Genomic DNA, 15,141 nt, shown 5'->3' on the forward strand with positions numbered 1-15,141 from the left:
ACAAAAATAGGCATTACAAGATTTCTTATTATTAAAGATTGTATCCTCTGAAGTCTAGTGCTTTAGCAACGATTGTAAATGATGAATAACAATAGACCGAATCAGCTCGGGCGTTACATGATCAGGCTGCATGATTGCATGCAGCGCTAACCCGTCTATCAGGGCTAATAACCTCTCCGTCTCTATCTTTGCATCTAAATGGCTGCAGCCCGGTTCATATTGAATAAGAGAGTCGATCATCCATGAAATTCCCGCTCTCATTTCGTTTGACACTTGAAGACTTAAAGATTGCAGTGCTGGATCGACGAGCGCTTTTGCCGTAAAGGCAATCCAGACCTCCATTTCCGCGCTTCGCTCTTTATCCAGCGGCAGCAGCTCATACAACAACTGCAAGATGTCCTCTTGTAGATTGCCAGTGGAGACAAAGCTCTGGAATTGGGCATTTACTTTGTTGGATACCAATTTCATTGAAAAGGCGAGAAGCTCAGAGTGCGTTGAGAAGTAGTGACGCATGGATCCAACTGATAAACCAGCTTCCGCTGCAATATTGCGGACGGATGCGCGCTCTAAGCCGTCTCGACGGATCACTCTCCAAGTTGCTTCAGCAAGTTTTTCCCTTTGTTTTTTGTGATCTACAATTTTTGGCATGTCCATAGTATATCACCAATTGTTTTTTTAATACAACTGTGCTATTTTAAATTAATACAATCGTATTAAAAAGAGGTGAGCATGTGATCGCTTGGTTTATTTTGGCTTGTGAGATTGGGTTCTGGGTGTTTGTCATCGCTGGATTGTTTATGAGATATGTGTTGAAACAGAAGAAGTTTGGTGGTTTCTTACTGCTTTGTACGCCTCTTATCGACCTCATTTTAATCATCGTTACGATAATCGATTTGAGAAATGGAACAAAGGCTGACTTTTTCCACGGTTTGGCGGCTATCTACATTGGGGTGACGATCGCTTACGGACACCGAATGATTCAATGGGCGGATGCTCGTTTTGCTCACTGGTTCGCTGGCAGAGCGAAGCCGCAGTCGGCGCCTAAATTCGGTAAACAGCACGCGAGTAAGGAACGAGCGGATTGGTTTCGGCATCTGCTCGCATGGGCGATCGGAGTCGCCTTGTTGTTTGGAATGGTCTTTATCATCGGAAACTTGGAACAAACGAGTCAGCTTCTGAGCCTTGCTGGAGGATGGACTGTCGTACTATTGATTGATTTTCTCATCAGTTTCAGCTACACGTTGTGGCCAAAAAAAGGTAAAGATCAATCATGGTGACCCAAGCGGCAGATCGGCAACAAAAAGGGAATTGCTTCCGACAAGGAATGTAATCGCCTTCCTTGTACGTGCGCTTGATCTAAAAGTGGATCCAAAGGCTATTCTTACTTTCACTGATTCCAAGTTAGTGCCGAAGTGGGGCCGTTCCATACGTAGCGGCAGCCTACAAGGAGGGTCTTATCAAGGGAGTAGGCGATAATAACTTTGCTCCGAATAAAATTGCGACAAGAGCCGAAGCAGTAACGGTCATTCTCGCATTGGAGAACAGTAAGTAATACGCAATGTATGACTTAGTAAAATAGTTTTCAATTAAGAGGTTAATCAGCTAAGTCTGGTTAACCTCTTTTTTGTTACAGGCAAGACTGCGAATTGAGAAAATATTTATTATGGAAAAAAATGTGTAGTTAACTTTCAGAATATTTGGTATATTCTTAAAAAGCAGTTTTTACCATTTTTAACAACTGAATAAGAGGAGGATGAAGAAGTGAGAAAAGCAACCAAATGGCTGTCCTGTTTGACCGTGATCACTTTAGTCGGAATTTTGTTGGTGGGGTGCTCCGATTCTAACAAAACAAATACCAATACCAAACCAACCGACCCAGCCCCCTCTGACACAACGGGTGATGCAACGAACAAAGGAAATACCTCAACCAACACCCCTGATACGACGGGACAGCCCGTAGATGGAGGGACTTTAACCATCAGTACCTTCTCCGATATCGTATCTATTAATCCCATGTTCATCAACGATACCTCATCAGGTGATGTCGAAAATTTAATTTTCGCTAAGCTTTATGATTTGGATCGCAATGCCAATTTGACGGTTGAGCCTTGGTCTCTTGCATCGGAGCTTCCTAAAATAAGTACGGATGGTAAAACATACACCATCAAATTGAAGAATTACGCAAAATGGAGCGACGGACAGGCGATTACGGCTGATGATGTCGTCTATACCTATAATACGATCCGCAATCCTGAAGCTGCCTCACCAGGGATCAGTCAGTACGATAAGATTGAATCTGTTACCAAAGTCGATGATCAAACGGTCGACATTAAGCTGAAGCAAGTCTATGCACCCTTCCAATTCTCGCTTTATATCTCTATGCTGCCAGCTCATATTTTGAAGGATGTACCCCTTAAGGATCTTAAGACGAATTCCTATGGAGTCGACCCAGCCAAGACGATTACTAGTGGACCTTGGAAATGGACGGAATGGAAACAGGGCCAATACATCACTCTAGATACGAACCCGAATTATTGGGGAGAAAAGAAGCCGCATATCGCGAAGATCGTTTACAAAACATACGCGGATCAAAACACGGAGGTTCAAGCGTTAATTAAGGGTGATGTCCAAATGACGCAAGCGATTCCTGTCACTCAGATCGATGCTGTTAAGAAGCATGAGAATATTAACGTCATTCTGGCGCCGGGTCCTCAATACGAATACGTACAATTCAACTTCAAGGATGAGAATTTCCCTGACAAATATTCACCTTTCAAAGGGCAAAAGACTCGCCAAGCGATCGCTAACGCCCTGAACCGCCAAGGCATGGTCGACAATGTTCTGAAGGGTTCTGGCCAGCTGATGAATTCGCCATTCTTGCCAGGTTCATGGGCAGATCCGGGCTCTGAAGCAGTTAATTACGCTTACGATTCTGATAAAGCAAAGAGCTTGCTGGCCGAAGATGGCTGGGTGGCTGGCAAAGACGGAATTTTGGTGAAGGACGGACATCGATTCTCCTTCGAGCTTCAGTTCAATGCAGGTAACAGCCGACGTGAGCAGGTGGCGGCAGTCATCCAGCAAAACTTGAAGGATGTAGGCATTGAAGTTAAACCTAAAGGGATCGACTTCGCAACTTGGATCGATCAGAACATTACACCAGGTAAATTCCCGGCTATCCTGCTTTCATGGTCTCTTAATAACCCTGATCCGGATGCAGAAAGTATTTTCTCCTCTAAGTATTACCCGCCGACAGGACAAAACGGTGGCTGGTACAAAAATGAAAAGCTTGATGCTCTGTGGGTACAAGGACAGCTAACCGTTGATCAAGCGGCACGGACTAAAATCTATCATGAAATTGGTAAAGAAATCTCTATCGATTTGCCATACGTATTCCTGTATCAGTATGGTTTACCTCAAGGGGTAGATAAAACTACCGTCCATTGGTCCGAAGATGATCGTCCGGAGTCAACTTTAGGCAGCGGCTACCTATTCCATATCATCAATTGGTGGTCAGACAAGAAGTAATAATCACATAAGATGATTCAAACAGGGGAAGGACCACTAGGCCCTTCCCCTGTATCGGGAATAGGGGGATGCTAGATGACCGAATATCTGATACGCCGACTGCTTCAATCCGTACTCGTGCTATTCTTGATTTCCGTACTAACATTCATAATGATTCACGCGGCGCCAGGTGGACCTACCCAAATGTTTCTCGGACCAGGGTTATCCCCAGAGGTAGCGAAGGTTCAAGCACATAACCTTGGACTTGATCGTCCAATTCCCGTTCAATTCACGATTTGGCTTGGAGGTTTACTGAAGGGGGATCTGGGATATACCTTCAAAAACCATATTCCGGTTGGAGATATCTTATGGCCAACCGTTAAGAATACGATGGTGCTAATGGGTGCTGCATGGTTTCTTTCGTTATTAATCGCGATCCCATGGGGGATTTACAACAGCACGGTTGAATATGGCTTTTCCGACCAGACGGCATCTTTCATTTCGTATATTGGGTTTGCGATGCCTACGTTCTGGTTCGGGATTATTTTGCAGGAGTATTTTGCGCTAAAGCTGAATATTCTGCCTTTGTCCGACATGTATACGATGGGGAAAGAGGGCAATCTGATTGATTTGTTTCTCCATCTTATTCTACCTGTATCTGTTCTTACGCTGGGCTTTCTGGCCTCTTATTCCAAATATGCGCGTTCCAGCATGCTCGAGGTGCTTAATCAGGATTATATCCGAACAGCACGAGCTAAAGGGCTTCGGGAGAGGAAAGTTATATTCCGTCATGCCTTGCGAAATGCCTTAATCCCTATCATCACAATTCTCGGTCTTGACTTGCCGATTCTTGTAAGTGGTGCAGTACTAACGGAAAGTGTATTTAACTGGCCTGGCATGGGCCGGCTGTTCGTAGTAATGGCAGTGGCAAGAGAATACTCTGTGTTGATGTCAATCACGTTGATTGTTTCTCTTATTGTCGTCATCGGTAACCTTATCGCCGATATTCTCTACGCGATCGTAGATCCAAGAGTTCAACTCGGCCGGGAAGGGGGATCAGCGACATGATGAGTGAAGCTAATCTTGGACATCCCATCCCAGACAGTAATTTGAATAAGACAGTAAAGGTTCCAGTGGAAACTCAGACCACAGTGCTGGACAAGCGGCCGCAAGGTCCGTGGAAGACGGCGTGGAAGAAATTCGTGCATAATCCTTTTGCCATTACGGGACTTGTCGTTCTGTTATTCTTCATTACACTCGCCATACTTGCCAAATGGATCGTACCTTATGACCCAACCCGGATTGATATGATGTTCCCCAATCTGCCTGCGGGCACCGACAATCACCTGCTAGGGACGGATGAGCTAGGGAGGGATATTTTCTCCAGACTTGTGTACAGCAGTCGAATTTCGCTTACAGTTGGCTTCGCTGTTGCATTCGTATCTGTCATGATCGGCACATTGATTGGCGCTGTTGCAGGCTATTTCGGCGGGTGGGTAGATACGATTGCCATGCGTTTCGTAGATGTTATGAATTCGATTCCCTCGTTGTTTCTTAATATTTTGATTCTAGCTATTTTCGGTTCCAAAATGTCTTATATGATTCTTGTTCTTGCTCTTACAAGTTGGATGGGGGTAGCGAGGCTCGTTCGAGGCAATTATCTTCAGCTGCGAGAAATGCAGTATGTGGAGGCAGCCAAAGCGACTGGTGTATCCAGCTGGGGGATCATATTCGGTCATCTTCTCCGTAATGCATCCGCACCGATCGTTGTCACGGCTACCTTAATGGTGGGCGGAGCAATTCTTAGTGAATCGGCTCTTTCTTATTTGGGCTTGGGCGTTAAAACCCCAGATACGAGCTGGGGGCTGATGCTGAGCAATGCACAGGAATTCATGTTAATTGATCCCATACAGGCTTTATATCCTGGCTTATGCATCCTGATTGTCGTTCTGGCTGTCAATTTCATCGGAGATGGAATTCGTGATGGTTTGGATCCTAGGAAGACCACGATCCCTAGAAGGAGGCTGGACCAATGGCGGAAAAAATTCTCCAAATCCGAAATTTGACAACCGCTTTTCTGACGGATCAAGGTGTGGCCAAAGCGACCGATCGAGTTACCTTTGATTTGGAAAAAGGACAAACGCTTTGCGTAGTCGGTGAATCCGGGAGCGGTAAGAGTGTCACGGCACTCTCGGTAATGCGTCTGATCGATTACGCAGGTGGCGTCATCATGGATGGCGAAGTGCTTTTTAATGGAGAAGATTTGGTTCGGACGAGTCAGGACGACATGCTGCGAATTCGCGGCAATCTGATTACGATGATCTTCCAAGATCCGATGTCCGCGCTGAATCCTGTATTCACGGTAGGGGACCAAATCGCCGAAGTACTTCGGATTCACAGACGGATGAAGAAGAAAGCCGCCTGGCAGAGAAGTGTGGAAATGCTGAAGCTGGTCGGGATCCCAGATCCCGAAATACGGGCTAAGCAATTCCCGTACGAAATGTCCGGAGGGATGTGTCAACGTGTTGTCATTGCCATGGCGCTTGCATGCAATCCCGAATTGCTCATTGCCGATGAACCGACAACGGCGCTGGATGTGACGGTGCAAGCGCAGATCTTGGAACTTCTTCTTCAATTAAAGAAAGAGCTCGGGATGTCGATGCTGCTGATTACTCACGACATGGGTGTAGCAGCAGAAGTTGCGGATCGTATCGCGGTCATGTATGCGGGGATCGTCGTAGAGGAGGGAACCGTGCAGCAAATCTTCGAGAATTCGCGACATCCTTATACGATTGGTCTTTTACAATCTATTCCCGGTATGGACGGTAAGCGAGGCGGAGAATTATACACCATTAAGGGCTCCATTCCTCCTATTAGCAAAGTACCTTCCGGCTGTCGTTTTCATCCGCGCTGTCCTCATGTGATGGATATCTGTCGCACGGAAGAACCGCTGTTAAAGTCATCATTGACTGGACACAAGACGGCCTGCTGGCTCGAAGATAAGGGCGAGTTCGACCTGAAGTCAAATAAGGGGAATAACCAAGAGGCCAATAGGTTGACTGATATACGGACGGAGGCGACACATCCATGAGCAGCGAATACCTATTAGAAGCCAGTCATGTGAAGAAATATTTCCCGATCAAGACCGGCTTGCTGAACCGTGTCGTTGGGCATGTAAAGGCGGTAGATGATGTTTCCTTCGGAGTTCGGGCAGGTGAGACCTTCGGCTTGGTCGGGGAGTCTGGCTGCGGGAAATCCACCTTGGCGCGTGTTCTGCTAAATTTAAAGAAGGCGTCGGGAGGCGAAATCAACTTTGGAGGACGGAACATTCAGCGGCTGAGGAACAGGGAGCTTCGCCAGCTTCGCGAGGAAATGCAGATCATTTTTCAGGATCCATACGGGTCCTTGAATCCGCGGTTTCTTGTTCGGGATCTTATTGGTGAACCGCTTCTTATACATCGTAAGATGACGTCCAAGGAGATAGACGATCGGGTCATAGAGCTGATGGAGCTAGTAGGATTGGATGTTTCCCGTCGTAATCGCTACCCGCATGAATTCTCGGGAGGTCAGCGCCAGCGGATCGGTATCGCTAGGGCAATTGCGCTCAATCCGAGGTTCATCGTGGCAGATGAAGCGGTGTCGGCATTAGATGTTTCGGTGCAATCACAAGTATTGAATCTGATGATGAAGCTGCAGAAGGAGCTCGGGCTAACCTATTTGTTCATTGCACACGGTCTTAATGTAGTGCGTCATATATCGGATCGGGTAGGTGTCATGTACTTAGGCAAAATGGTGGAGGTAGCGCCAACAGAGGATTTGTTTGCTCATCCGCTTCATCCTTACACGGCAGTGCTGCTGTCTGCAATTCCACAGCCTACGCTGAATCGGAAGACCGCGAGAATCATTTTGCAAGGCGAGGTACCCTCTCCAGCCAACCCGCCATCTGGCTGTCGATTTCACCCTCGTTGTCCAGCCGCCCAGAATCGGTGTAGAGTAGAAGAGCCTCTACTGAGTAAAGTAGCTCCAGAACGACAGGTTGCTTGTCATTATCCATTAGAATAGAAAAAGTACGCCGAGTTTTGTTTATTGTCATAAAAACTTGTGAAAAAGGAGCCAAAAGGGCTCCTTTTTTGGTAGGCTTGTATATGCTAAACTTACTTTTGCTAATAAACCTATCCGCAATCTTGACGCTGCTGCAATGAGCTATAAGGAGTAATTGGAAGAAAATGAAAGCGCATCCTTGTTGCTGAGAGCTTCGGACAAGGTTTACCTTGCCAGCGTATGGTGAATAATTAGTGAGTAAGTAGGCTTGGCATTCTATACATGAAAGGAGAAGACGTTATGACAGCTTCAGGAGATACCATTAAGCAAATCGATGAGTTAACGAACATTTTGCAAAATGCCTTATCCATAGAAATTCGAGTGAAGAATTCAGAAACTGAACAGGCGATTGCAAGTATGGCTAAATACGATTTCAGATATAAGAATTCATGGAGCTCGATGGAATTAGCAGAACATACCGTTATTAATTTTTGGAAAAATGAATTCTTCAAATAAGGAAATGGCCAATCCGTGACAATAGCCAAAACTAAATAAGAATTAGTTAAGTAGGGGCTGTCTCAAAAGTCATTTCCGGAAAATTCAGTCCCCACTTTTCACGTAATATTCGGGTAAAGAAGAACCTTCAGATCCACTTTCATAGTGGCTTTGAAGGTTCTTTTGCAAATATTATGGGATTCGCTCACTTGGGTCTACCCTTTTGGGACAGCCCCTCTTCATTTTTTAAAATATAAGAAAGTATAAGCGTCCTCTATACTTTGCTTATATTTCAGAGGGAAGAAACTTGCTTCACCGCCAAGGACGGCGTAAGCCGTTTCTTCTTGATGATTTTGAGTTTTTTGATTACAAATAGCATAGCGGAGCAGGGATATTTTAGGATATATTGAATTAATGTGAGGAGTGCATTCTAGCAAGATCTTGTTAAAGGAGAAGATAATGATGGAACAATCGAGATATGTCATCGTTGTGTTTAAGAAAAGGAGGTTATCCCTATGAACCAGCTGATTAATGAAACAGTTATCAAACTTGCTGAAAGTATCCAACTACCCGAAAGAGTGATTAATAGAGATGAATTACCTTGGGTTCCTTTCAATGAAGGGGAAGCAAATTGTTACTTTAAACCACTGAGATTTGATTTGACAACTGGATCTTGGACGTACTTATTTAAGATTAAGAGCAATCAAGTTTTAACTCGTCATCGACACACAGGAGGTTGTGTTGTTGGTTACAATTTGCAAGGGATTTGGCGCTATGAAGGACGAGAATGGCTCGCCAAGCCAGGAACCTTTATTTTCGAACCACCAGGTGATATCCATACATTAATTACAGAAGATGAAGAGGTTATCACATTGTTTATCTTAGGAGGTTCTCTACAGTACTTTGATGACAATAACCAGATTATTGGACAAGACGATGTATTCACAGTATTGAAGAAGTATAGAGACTATTGTGATGAGAATGTATTAGAAATACGTAAGGACTTAATCTATTAACCAGATATTGGATGACTGGTTCCTTGCTGGTACAAGAAGCAGGTGAAGTGGTTACAGATAGTCGCCAATCAAACGTAGTTTAGATAGTAGTCGCATAGGAGAGCAAATTGATAAGGGGTAAGTCAATGATAATAATGATTAACGGAGCCTTTGGTTCTGGGAAGACTACCGCTGCCAAGATGCTTCAATCCTTAAGCCTCTGAGGAGACAATCCGAAGGCGTCTAATAGCTAGAGGAGATGCATTAGGTGGATGGACATTTCAACAAATCAATAAATGTGTAAATGCGTTTAAAGAAAGTAGATTTGAAGAGCATATTCTTACAGATGAGTTGACCACGGAAGAGGTTATTAATCGGATCTTATCTAAGGTTGGAAAACGATTGAATTGACCGGTGATCGGCGAGAGGAACCTTTGAAATAGGGGAGCATCCGAAGTAGACATCATACAACTGTAGGAGGTAAGTGTGAAAATCATTTTTCATATTCCAAAAGCTAATCCAGAGAAACAAGCCGAGCTAGTTCGGCAGCAATGGATGAAACTAAAAGAGCCCCAATCTATGCCAATCGCTATCTTATTTTCTATTCCCTTTATGATTCTTGCTGCTGGTATTACACTCATTCTAACGAGTTTATTTCATCCAATTCGTTTAGAGGACTTTGGTTTCCATGGAGGCTCTATTACCTTTAAAATTAATATCCTTTATATCATTGGTATCTTTGTGGTATTGATTATTCATGAGTTGATTCACTTGGTTCTCGTTCCGAATTTTATGAAGTCCAACAAAACATGGATAGGCATTCAGTTATTCGGTGGTTTTGTGCTGACGGAAGAGGTAATGTCCCGGAATCGATTTGTTTTAATATCTTTATCACCATTTCTCGTGATTTCTATTATTCTACCAATAATCTTTGGTTTTTTTGGATGGCTGAATCCAACCGTTATTTTTCTTTTCTTTCTTAATGCCATGGGATCGTCAGTCGATTTATTGAGTTTAACTCTGATTTTGTTTCAGGTTCCCAAGAAAGCGTTAATCATAAACTGTCATTTGACTACGTATTGGAAGTTGAGTAAGTAATGAATAGATAGCGCTGAATTAAATGGGGGATAGAATCAAGAAATAGGGAGACAACAGCGATCGTAAGAATGATCCGGCAGCAAGCGGGCTTCTACGCACCATGTTATGAATTTATCAAGCACTTATTATATGAGATAGAAATTCATTATCTGTATGATCGATTTTATTGTTTTTACATCAAATGGATAAATTGATTTAGGAGCAGGAAGTGGGATTTTCAGTAGAGACCTAAATAAAATTGGTGCTCATGTCATAGGTATCGAACCTTCTAAGGAATTAATCCAAGAGGCCATGCTAATGGGTAAATTAGCAGGAGTAGATGCTATTCAGTATGTTGAAGCACATGCTGAAGATTTTAAGCTTCAATGTACCTACCCAATCATAACTGTTGTTAGAGCATGGCATTGGTTTGATCGAATCAAGGTTATCGAGAATATTAAGGCACATTTAGAACCGAATGGTCATCTATTGGTCATTAACTCTATATTTAAACCGGATTCCAAAATAGCCAGACTTACGTTTGAGGTTCTAATGGATAACAACATTGAACTTAAGCCATCTGGATCAAATGTGGATACAAAGGATCGAAGAAATGGGTTTCCTGTTAATTGGTTCGATGAATGGAAGAACAACTCATTCCTCGTTGTAGATGAATGGCAGCATGAATACGAACTCAAATTTACACATGAACAATGGTGTGGAAAGTTAAGATCGATATCATGGCTGGCAAATATAGAAGAAGAGACGAGAATAACATTTTTCCTACATTAAAAGATATCGTTGATTGCGTAGGAGTCTCCATCTCGACGTACAGACTCCGGAATTGTGCGCAGCTTCTTGAATGAAGTTCGACACTATAAGCACTTCAATCGGTTATATTTCTCATATAGTATTCAATAATATCTTTTCGTCTAATAATTCCGATGAAAACATGCTCATCATCGACAACCGGAACGAAATTCTGATCGGCTGCCAGCGCTAGCATATCCTCCATATCCGCATGGATAGAAACGCATTCGCTATGGATACGCTTCTTGATATCGGTTATCGGAACCTGCTGCATGTCATCAACATTTAGACCGGGCGTATTAATTATTTTCCTTAACAGGTCACCTTCGGATAAGGTCCCCAAATATTTACCTTCGCTATCTATTATTGGAATTGCGCTGTAATGATGATATTCCAACTGCTCCAGTGCTTCACGCATAGATGCTGAGGATGAAATAAAAGCTACCTCGTCTTTCGGTAATACAAAAGAATCTATTTGCATCGTTATGGACTCCTTTTCTCTAGGATTTTCACATACCGTTCCTTTTATTAAAACATACTTTGCAAAAAAAGAGCATTGAGAATGCCTTCCAATCTATTGCAGTATGCCCCTAACCCTGTTATTTGGTTCATTTGGGGAGGAGGAACGATATATTATCTCGACACGGGGATTTGATTCAAAAGATAAAACAAAAGATAAAACTAAAGATAAAACTTTCTTGAGTATTGAAATTTTATGTTCTATAATGCGCTTATTACAGTTGCATTTAAAAAGCTCAAAATTGAAAGCTTAATATAGAGTAAATGCGGCAAAAGGAGTGAAAGTAAATTGAGTACAGCAAACCGTGGAGTTAACATTGGTCCTCCACGTTTTAAGATAGCCGTTCATTCGCTCGTCTGGTTAGCAAAAAGCGGCAGTATATTATCGAGTGCCATGATAGCGAATCAGGTGAATTCGCACGCAACCTTCATGCGAAGAGTGATGCAAGCACTAACGACTGCAGGTATCGTTGAGTCAAAGGGCGGTCGAGAGGGCGGGTATATTTTACGGAAATGTGCGGATCAAATCACGTTAGGTGAGATTTACTCTGCAGTTAATGCGGAGTCTGATGAGCCAGAGATTGACGTTGACTGTGGTGAAGCTGGTGAACAACTGGATGTGGAATTAGAAAAAATACTCCACGAAGCCGAACAGCAAACCATTGATTATTTACGACAATATACGATTGCGAACGTAATGGATCGTGTTGATTTTTTCGTGATTTAATGATTTTCAGAAGGTGCTAGGAATCCGGGTTTGTGCCGGATTCCTTTTTGTTTTGCCCGTAACTTCAACCCTTATTCTAGCTCGGCAAGTAAGTTTGCCTCTTCTTCCTAGTTCCGTGTCATCATCGATGGGGGTTCCTTTAAATTTAACGATTTATATTCAAAATAACTTGTTTTCCTTCGTAACGGGGCAGATTTAACGTAAATGTCTTATGTAAAACAATTCACTTAATTAATATAATATACTTACAATAGTAAAGCGATTAAAGCTTTTACTATTCAGAGAGGATGAAGAACATGAGTAAGTTATATTCAAAAAAAATGGATACAGATTATTTAGAAGCACGCATCGATGAAGTAATCGATCGTACCTTTGCCGACAAAAGGTTGGTTGGCGCTGTCATTAAAGTGGCGGTAGACGGGGAACTGGTTTATAACCGAGCTGCCGGTCTTGCTGACCGGGAGAAGAACCAGCCTATGCAAGAAAATAACTTATTTAGACTTGCCTCTGTATCCAAACCCATCGTTTCAACAGCTGCCTTAGTACTGCTTTCACAAGGTCGTATTCATCTGGACGACCGCGTTGATCGGTGGCTTCCCGAGTTTCGGCCACGATTGGAGAACGGGGATTTCGCGATATTGACGATTCGACATTTGATCACACACACGGCGGGTCTGACTTACCGCTTTTTTCAAGAAGAGAATGGTTCATATCATCGCGCTGGGGTATCAGATGGGATGGATCAGACTGATATCACGTTGGAAGAGAACCTGCGTCGTATTGCCTCTGTTCCACTCCTTTACACGCCAGGCACCCAGTGGAAATATTCTATCGCAACAGATGTACTCGGCGCAGTGATTGAGAAGGTTAGTGGAGCCCCACTTAGCGAAGCCGTTCAATCCTTGGTGTTAAAGCCGCTTGGTATGAACGACACCGGATTTACTGCAGTCGACCCGGAGCGACTGGCTACGGCCTATACGAATGACGCTCCAGAACCACGGCCTATTCGTGATCCAGATCACATTCCTTTTATTGAAGGTACCGCGGGCTTTCAGCTTTCTCCTGGCCGAGCTCTTGACGATTCTGCCTATCACTCTGGTGGAGCTGGCATGGTCGGGAGCGCTGGCGACTTGCTGCTGATGCTGGAAACATTGCGCAAGGGCGGAGCACCTTTGCTGCCGGAGAGTTTGGTTCGCGAGATGACTACCAACCAGATCGGGAATATGCCAATGGCCTTTTGGCCAGGCAGAGGCTTTGGCTTAGGATTTATACTGCTCAAAGATCCTATTGCTGCTGGCACTCCGGAATCACCAGGTACCTGGCGTATGGGTGGTACTTATGGTCATTCGTGGTTTGTTGATCCTGAGCAGCAGCTCAGCGTTGTTGCCTTTACTAATACGGCTTTGGAAGGGATGTCGGGCCAGTTTACTGTTGATCTCACAGAAGCCGTTTATGACGGGATCAAGAAATAAAGAAGGGGTACAAGAGCCTTGTGCGGCTTGATCCGTACAGGGCTCTTTGTGTAAAAGCAGGATACTTAAGGGAGTGATGATCTTGGTACAATTCGATTCAAATAAAAGGACTATAAATCCAATATTTTTTATTGCTCTGGGCTTATTCGGCCTGTATACCATTGAGTTTGGTATTGTCGGAATACTGCCAACTATTACTGAACGGTTCAACGTCAGTACGTCTCAAGCCGGACTGCTTGTTGGTATGTTTGCGCTTGTCGTTGCTCTATTAGGTCCCTTTATGGTATTGCTGCTTTCAAAATATAATCGTAAACATGTTTTGGTCATGTCGTTACTCATTTTTTCTGCGAGCAGCTTATTATCAGCTTATACTTCGAATTTTTATATTTTGCTGGCGCTTCGTATGATCCCGGCATTGTTTCATCCCGTATATTTTTCAATGGCTTTTGTTGCTGCGAGTTCACTTTATCCTAAGGAAAAAGCCACGCAGGCTTCAGCTAAAGCATTTGTAGGTACTAGTATGGGAATGGTACTTGGAATTCCGATAACAACTTATATCGTAGATCAGTTCTCATTCGAGGCCTCTTTTATTTTTTGTGCGCTTGTAAACGCCGCTGCTAGCGTAGGGATCGCGTTCATGCTTCCGAAAACGTCGAAAGCCGAGAAAGTATCTTACGGAGAGCAGCTCAGCATTTTGCGAAAAGTCCCTCTTTGGATAAATATTGGTGCAGCAACCTTCATTTTTGCCGCTATGTTCTCGGTGTATAGTTATTCAGCTGAATACTTGAAACAAGTGATGGGTATGAGTGGAGAAGTGATTAGTGTCCTGCTTGTCATATTTGGTGTTGGGGGTGTCGTCGGAAACTTGTTGGCAGGGAAACTGATTGGTATAAATAAGGTGAGAACGACTGTTTTCCATCCGATCCTATTAGCACTCACTTTCATTTTGCTATATTTGGGAGCAACATCTATTGTGCCTGTCATTGTCATAATGGTTTTGTGGGGAGCCGCTCATACCAGTGGACTCATCGTCACCCAGATATGGTTGACTGCTGAAGCTCCAGAAGCTCCTGAATTTGCCAACGGGTTATATATTTCTTTCATCAATCTTGGGGTGTCCATCGGTTCGTTAGTAGCAGGATGGTTTCTTACTGCTTCAGGCATGAAAGGAACCATATGGAGCGGATTATTATTTATCATATTGGCACTTGTTTGTATTGCAATAAAAATTCTGTATGAGAACCAAAAAGGCAGAGAGAAAATGTTGTTGCCACCAAGCGACAAACCATCGGTGAATAGATAGCATTGGCGAAAGACCGCAAAACACCCGCCGAGCAGAACACCGAGCCACTCAGGAATGGTAAAATGATGAATGTTGATAGAACCCTCCGCAAATAGCTTCATCTAATACCATTGCGAGTAACGATTCCGGATCTCTCCAAAATGCCAAAAACCCTTGTCACACAAGGGTTTTTGGCATTTCATTCCCAATCATAGCTTT

At 43.6% G+C, this 15,141-nt stretch carries 15 protein-coding genes and 1 pseudogene; 14 read left to right on the forward strand and 2 right to left on the reverse strand.

The genetic code is table 11. The annotated features are described in order from the left end of the window. Nucleotides 1-54 precede the first annotated feature (54 nt). Nucleotides 55-654, reverse strand: a complete 600-nt coding sequence (locus EKN16_RS06665; protein WP_311547056.1) for a TetR/AcrR family transcriptional regulator — start codon at nucleotides 652-654, stop codon at nucleotides 55-57. A gap of 77 nt (nucleotides 655-731) precedes the next feature. Between EKN16_RS06665 and EKN16_RS06670 the strand changes: the two genes are divergently transcribed. From EKN16_RS06670 to EKN16_RS06720, 11 genes and pseudogenes are all read left to right on the forward strand, one after another. Next, a complete protein-coding gene (locus EKN16_RS06670) occupies nucleotides 732-1,277 on the forward strand; it encodes a hypothetical protein (protein WP_125654791.1) in 546 nt (181 codons plus the stop codon). Nucleotides 1,278-1,429: 152 nt separating this feature from the next. After that, nucleotides 1,430-1,552: pseudogene (locus EKN16_RS33680) on the forward strand (S-layer homology domain-containing protein); the annotation flags it as partial. Nucleotides 1,553-1,761: 209 nt separating this feature from the next. Continuing rightward, entirely contained in the window at nucleotides 1,762-3,525 is a 1,764-nt protein-coding gene (locus tag EKN16_RS06680) for an ABC transporter substrate-binding protein (protein ID WP_125654793.1), read from the forward strand. A 75-nt stretch (nucleotides 3,526-3,600) separates the two neighbouring features. Beyond that, nucleotides 3,601-4,572, forward strand: a complete 972-nt coding sequence (locus EKN16_RS06685) for an ABC transporter permease (protein WP_125654795.1) — start codon at nucleotides 3,601-3,603, stop codon at nucleotides 4,570-4,572. Further along, complete coding sequence (locus EKN16_RS06690; protein WP_125665951.1) at nucleotides 4,572-5,570, forward strand: ABC transporter permease; 999 nt, start codon at nucleotides 4,572-4,574, stop codon at nucleotides 5,568-5,570. Before EKN16_RS06685 ends, EKN16_RS06690 begins: the two co-directional genes overlap by 1 nt. Further along, nucleotides 5,537-6,595, forward strand: a complete 1,059-nt coding sequence (locus EKN16_RS06695) for an ABC transporter ATP-binding protein (protein ID WP_125654797.1) — start codon at nucleotides 5,537-5,539, stop codon at nucleotides 6,593-6,595. The genes EKN16_RS06690 and EKN16_RS06695 overlap by 34 nt, the downstream gene beginning before the upstream one ends. Then, nucleotides 6,592-7,566, forward strand: coding sequence for an ABC transporter ATP-binding protein (locus EKN16_RS06700; RefSeq protein WP_125654799.1), 975 nt, complete (start codon nucleotides 6,592-6,594; stop codon nucleotides 7,564-7,566). Before EKN16_RS06695 ends, EKN16_RS06700 begins: the two co-directional genes overlap by 4 nt. A 279-nt stretch (nucleotides 7,567-7,845) precedes the next feature. Continuing rightward, a complete protein-coding gene (locus EKN16_RS06705; RefSeq protein ID WP_125654801.1) occupies nucleotides 7,846-8,061 on the forward strand; it encodes a hypothetical protein in 216 nt (71 codons plus the stop codon). 494 nt (nucleotides 8,062-8,555) lie between these two features. Continuing rightward, nucleotides 8,556-9,056, forward strand: a complete 501-nt coding sequence (locus tag EKN16_RS06710; RefSeq protein ID WP_125654803.1) for a 2,4'-dihydroxyacetophenone dioxygenase family protein — start codon at nucleotides 8,556-8,558, stop codon at nucleotides 9,054-9,056. A gap of 465 nt (nucleotides 9,057-9,521) precedes the next feature. After that, complete coding sequence (locus EKN16_RS06715; RefSeq protein WP_125654805.1) at nucleotides 9,522-10,133, forward strand: DUF3267 domain-containing protein; 612 nt, start codon at nucleotides 9,522-9,524, stop codon at nucleotides 10,131-10,133. Between the two features lie 189 nt (nucleotides 10,134-10,322). Next, nucleotides 10,323-10,904, forward strand: a complete 582-nt coding sequence (locus tag EKN16_RS06720; RefSeq protein ID WP_125654807.1) for a class I SAM-dependent methyltransferase — start codon at nucleotides 10,323-10,325, stop codon at nucleotides 10,902-10,904. Nucleotides 10,905-10,998: 94 nt separating this feature from the next. On the opposite strand, the gene EKN16_RS06725 is transcribed toward EKN16_RS06720, so the two are convergent. Next, nucleotides 10,999-11,403, reverse strand: coding sequence for a CBS domain-containing protein (locus EKN16_RS06725; RefSeq protein WP_125654809.1), 405 nt, complete (start codon nucleotides 11,401-11,403; stop codon nucleotides 10,999-11,001). 327 nt (nucleotides 11,404-11,730) lie between these two features. Between EKN16_RS06725 and EKN16_RS06730 the strand changes: the two genes are divergently transcribed. From EKN16_RS06730 to EKN16_RS06740, 3 genes are all read left to right on the forward strand, one after another. Then, nucleotides 11,731-12,168 (forward strand): RrF2 family transcriptional regulator, encoded by a 438-nt coding sequence (locus EKN16_RS06730; RefSeq protein ID WP_125654811.1) that lies wholly within the window; start codon nucleotides 11,731-11,733, stop codon nucleotides 12,166-12,168. Nucleotides 12,169-12,488: 320 nt separating this feature from the next. Continuing rightward, entirely contained in the window at nucleotides 12,489-13,640 is a 1,152-nt protein-coding gene (locus EKN16_RS06735) for a serine hydrolase domain-containing protein (protein ID WP_125665962.1), read from the forward strand. An 82-nt stretch (nucleotides 13,641-13,722) separates the two neighbouring features. Continuing rightward, entirely contained in the window at nucleotides 13,723-14,943 is a 1,221-nt protein-coding gene (locus EKN16_RS06740) for an MFS transporter (RefSeq protein WP_232016257.1), read from the forward strand. The last annotated feature ends 198 nt before the right edge of the window (nucleotides 14,944-15,141 follow it).

Source organism: Paenibacillus baekrokdamisoli (assembly GCF_003945345.1).
GTDB lineage: Bacteria > Bacillota > Bacilli > Paenibacillales > Paenibacillaceae > Paenibacillus_Z > Paenibacillus_Z baekrokdamisoli.

Excerpts from the sequence above, each read along its gene's own strand:
- EKN16_RS06735 (WP_125665962.1), top strand. The coding sequence starts at position 12,489 with ATGGATACAGATTATTTAGAAGCACGCATCGATGAAGTAATCGATCGT.
- EKN16_RS06710 (WP_125654803.1), top strand. The coding sequence starts at position 8,556 with ATGAACCAGCTGATTAATGAAACAGTTATCAAACTTGCTGAAAGTATC.
- EKN16_RS06695 (WP_125654797.1), top strand. The coding sequence starts at position 5,537 with ATGGCGGAAAAAATTCTCCAAATCCGAAATTTGACAACCGCTTTTCTG.
- EKN16_RS06685 (WP_125654795.1), top strand. The coding sequence starts at position 3,601 with ATGACCGAATATCTGATACGCCGACTGCTTCAATCCGTACTCGTGCTA.
- EKN16_RS06725 (WP_125654809.1), bottom strand. The coding sequence starts at position 11,403 with ATGCAAATAGATTCTTTTGTATTACCGAAAGACGAGGTAGCTTTTATT.
- EKN16_RS06700 (WP_125654799.1), top strand. The coding sequence starts at position 6,592 with ATGAGCAGCGAATACCTATTAGAAGCCAGTCATGTGAAGAAATATTTC.
- EKN16_RS06665 (WP_311547056.1), bottom strand. The coding sequence starts at position 654 with ATGGACATGCCAAAAATTGTAGATCACAAAAAACAAAGGGAAAAACTT.
- EKN16_RS06705 (WP_125654801.1), top strand. The coding sequence starts at position 7,846 with ATGACAGCTTCAGGAGATACCATTAAGCAAATCGATGAGTTAACGAAC.
- EKN16_RS06690 (WP_125665951.1), top strand. The coding sequence starts at position 4,572 with ATGAGTGAAGCTAATCTTGGACATCCCATCCCAGACAGTAATTTGAAT.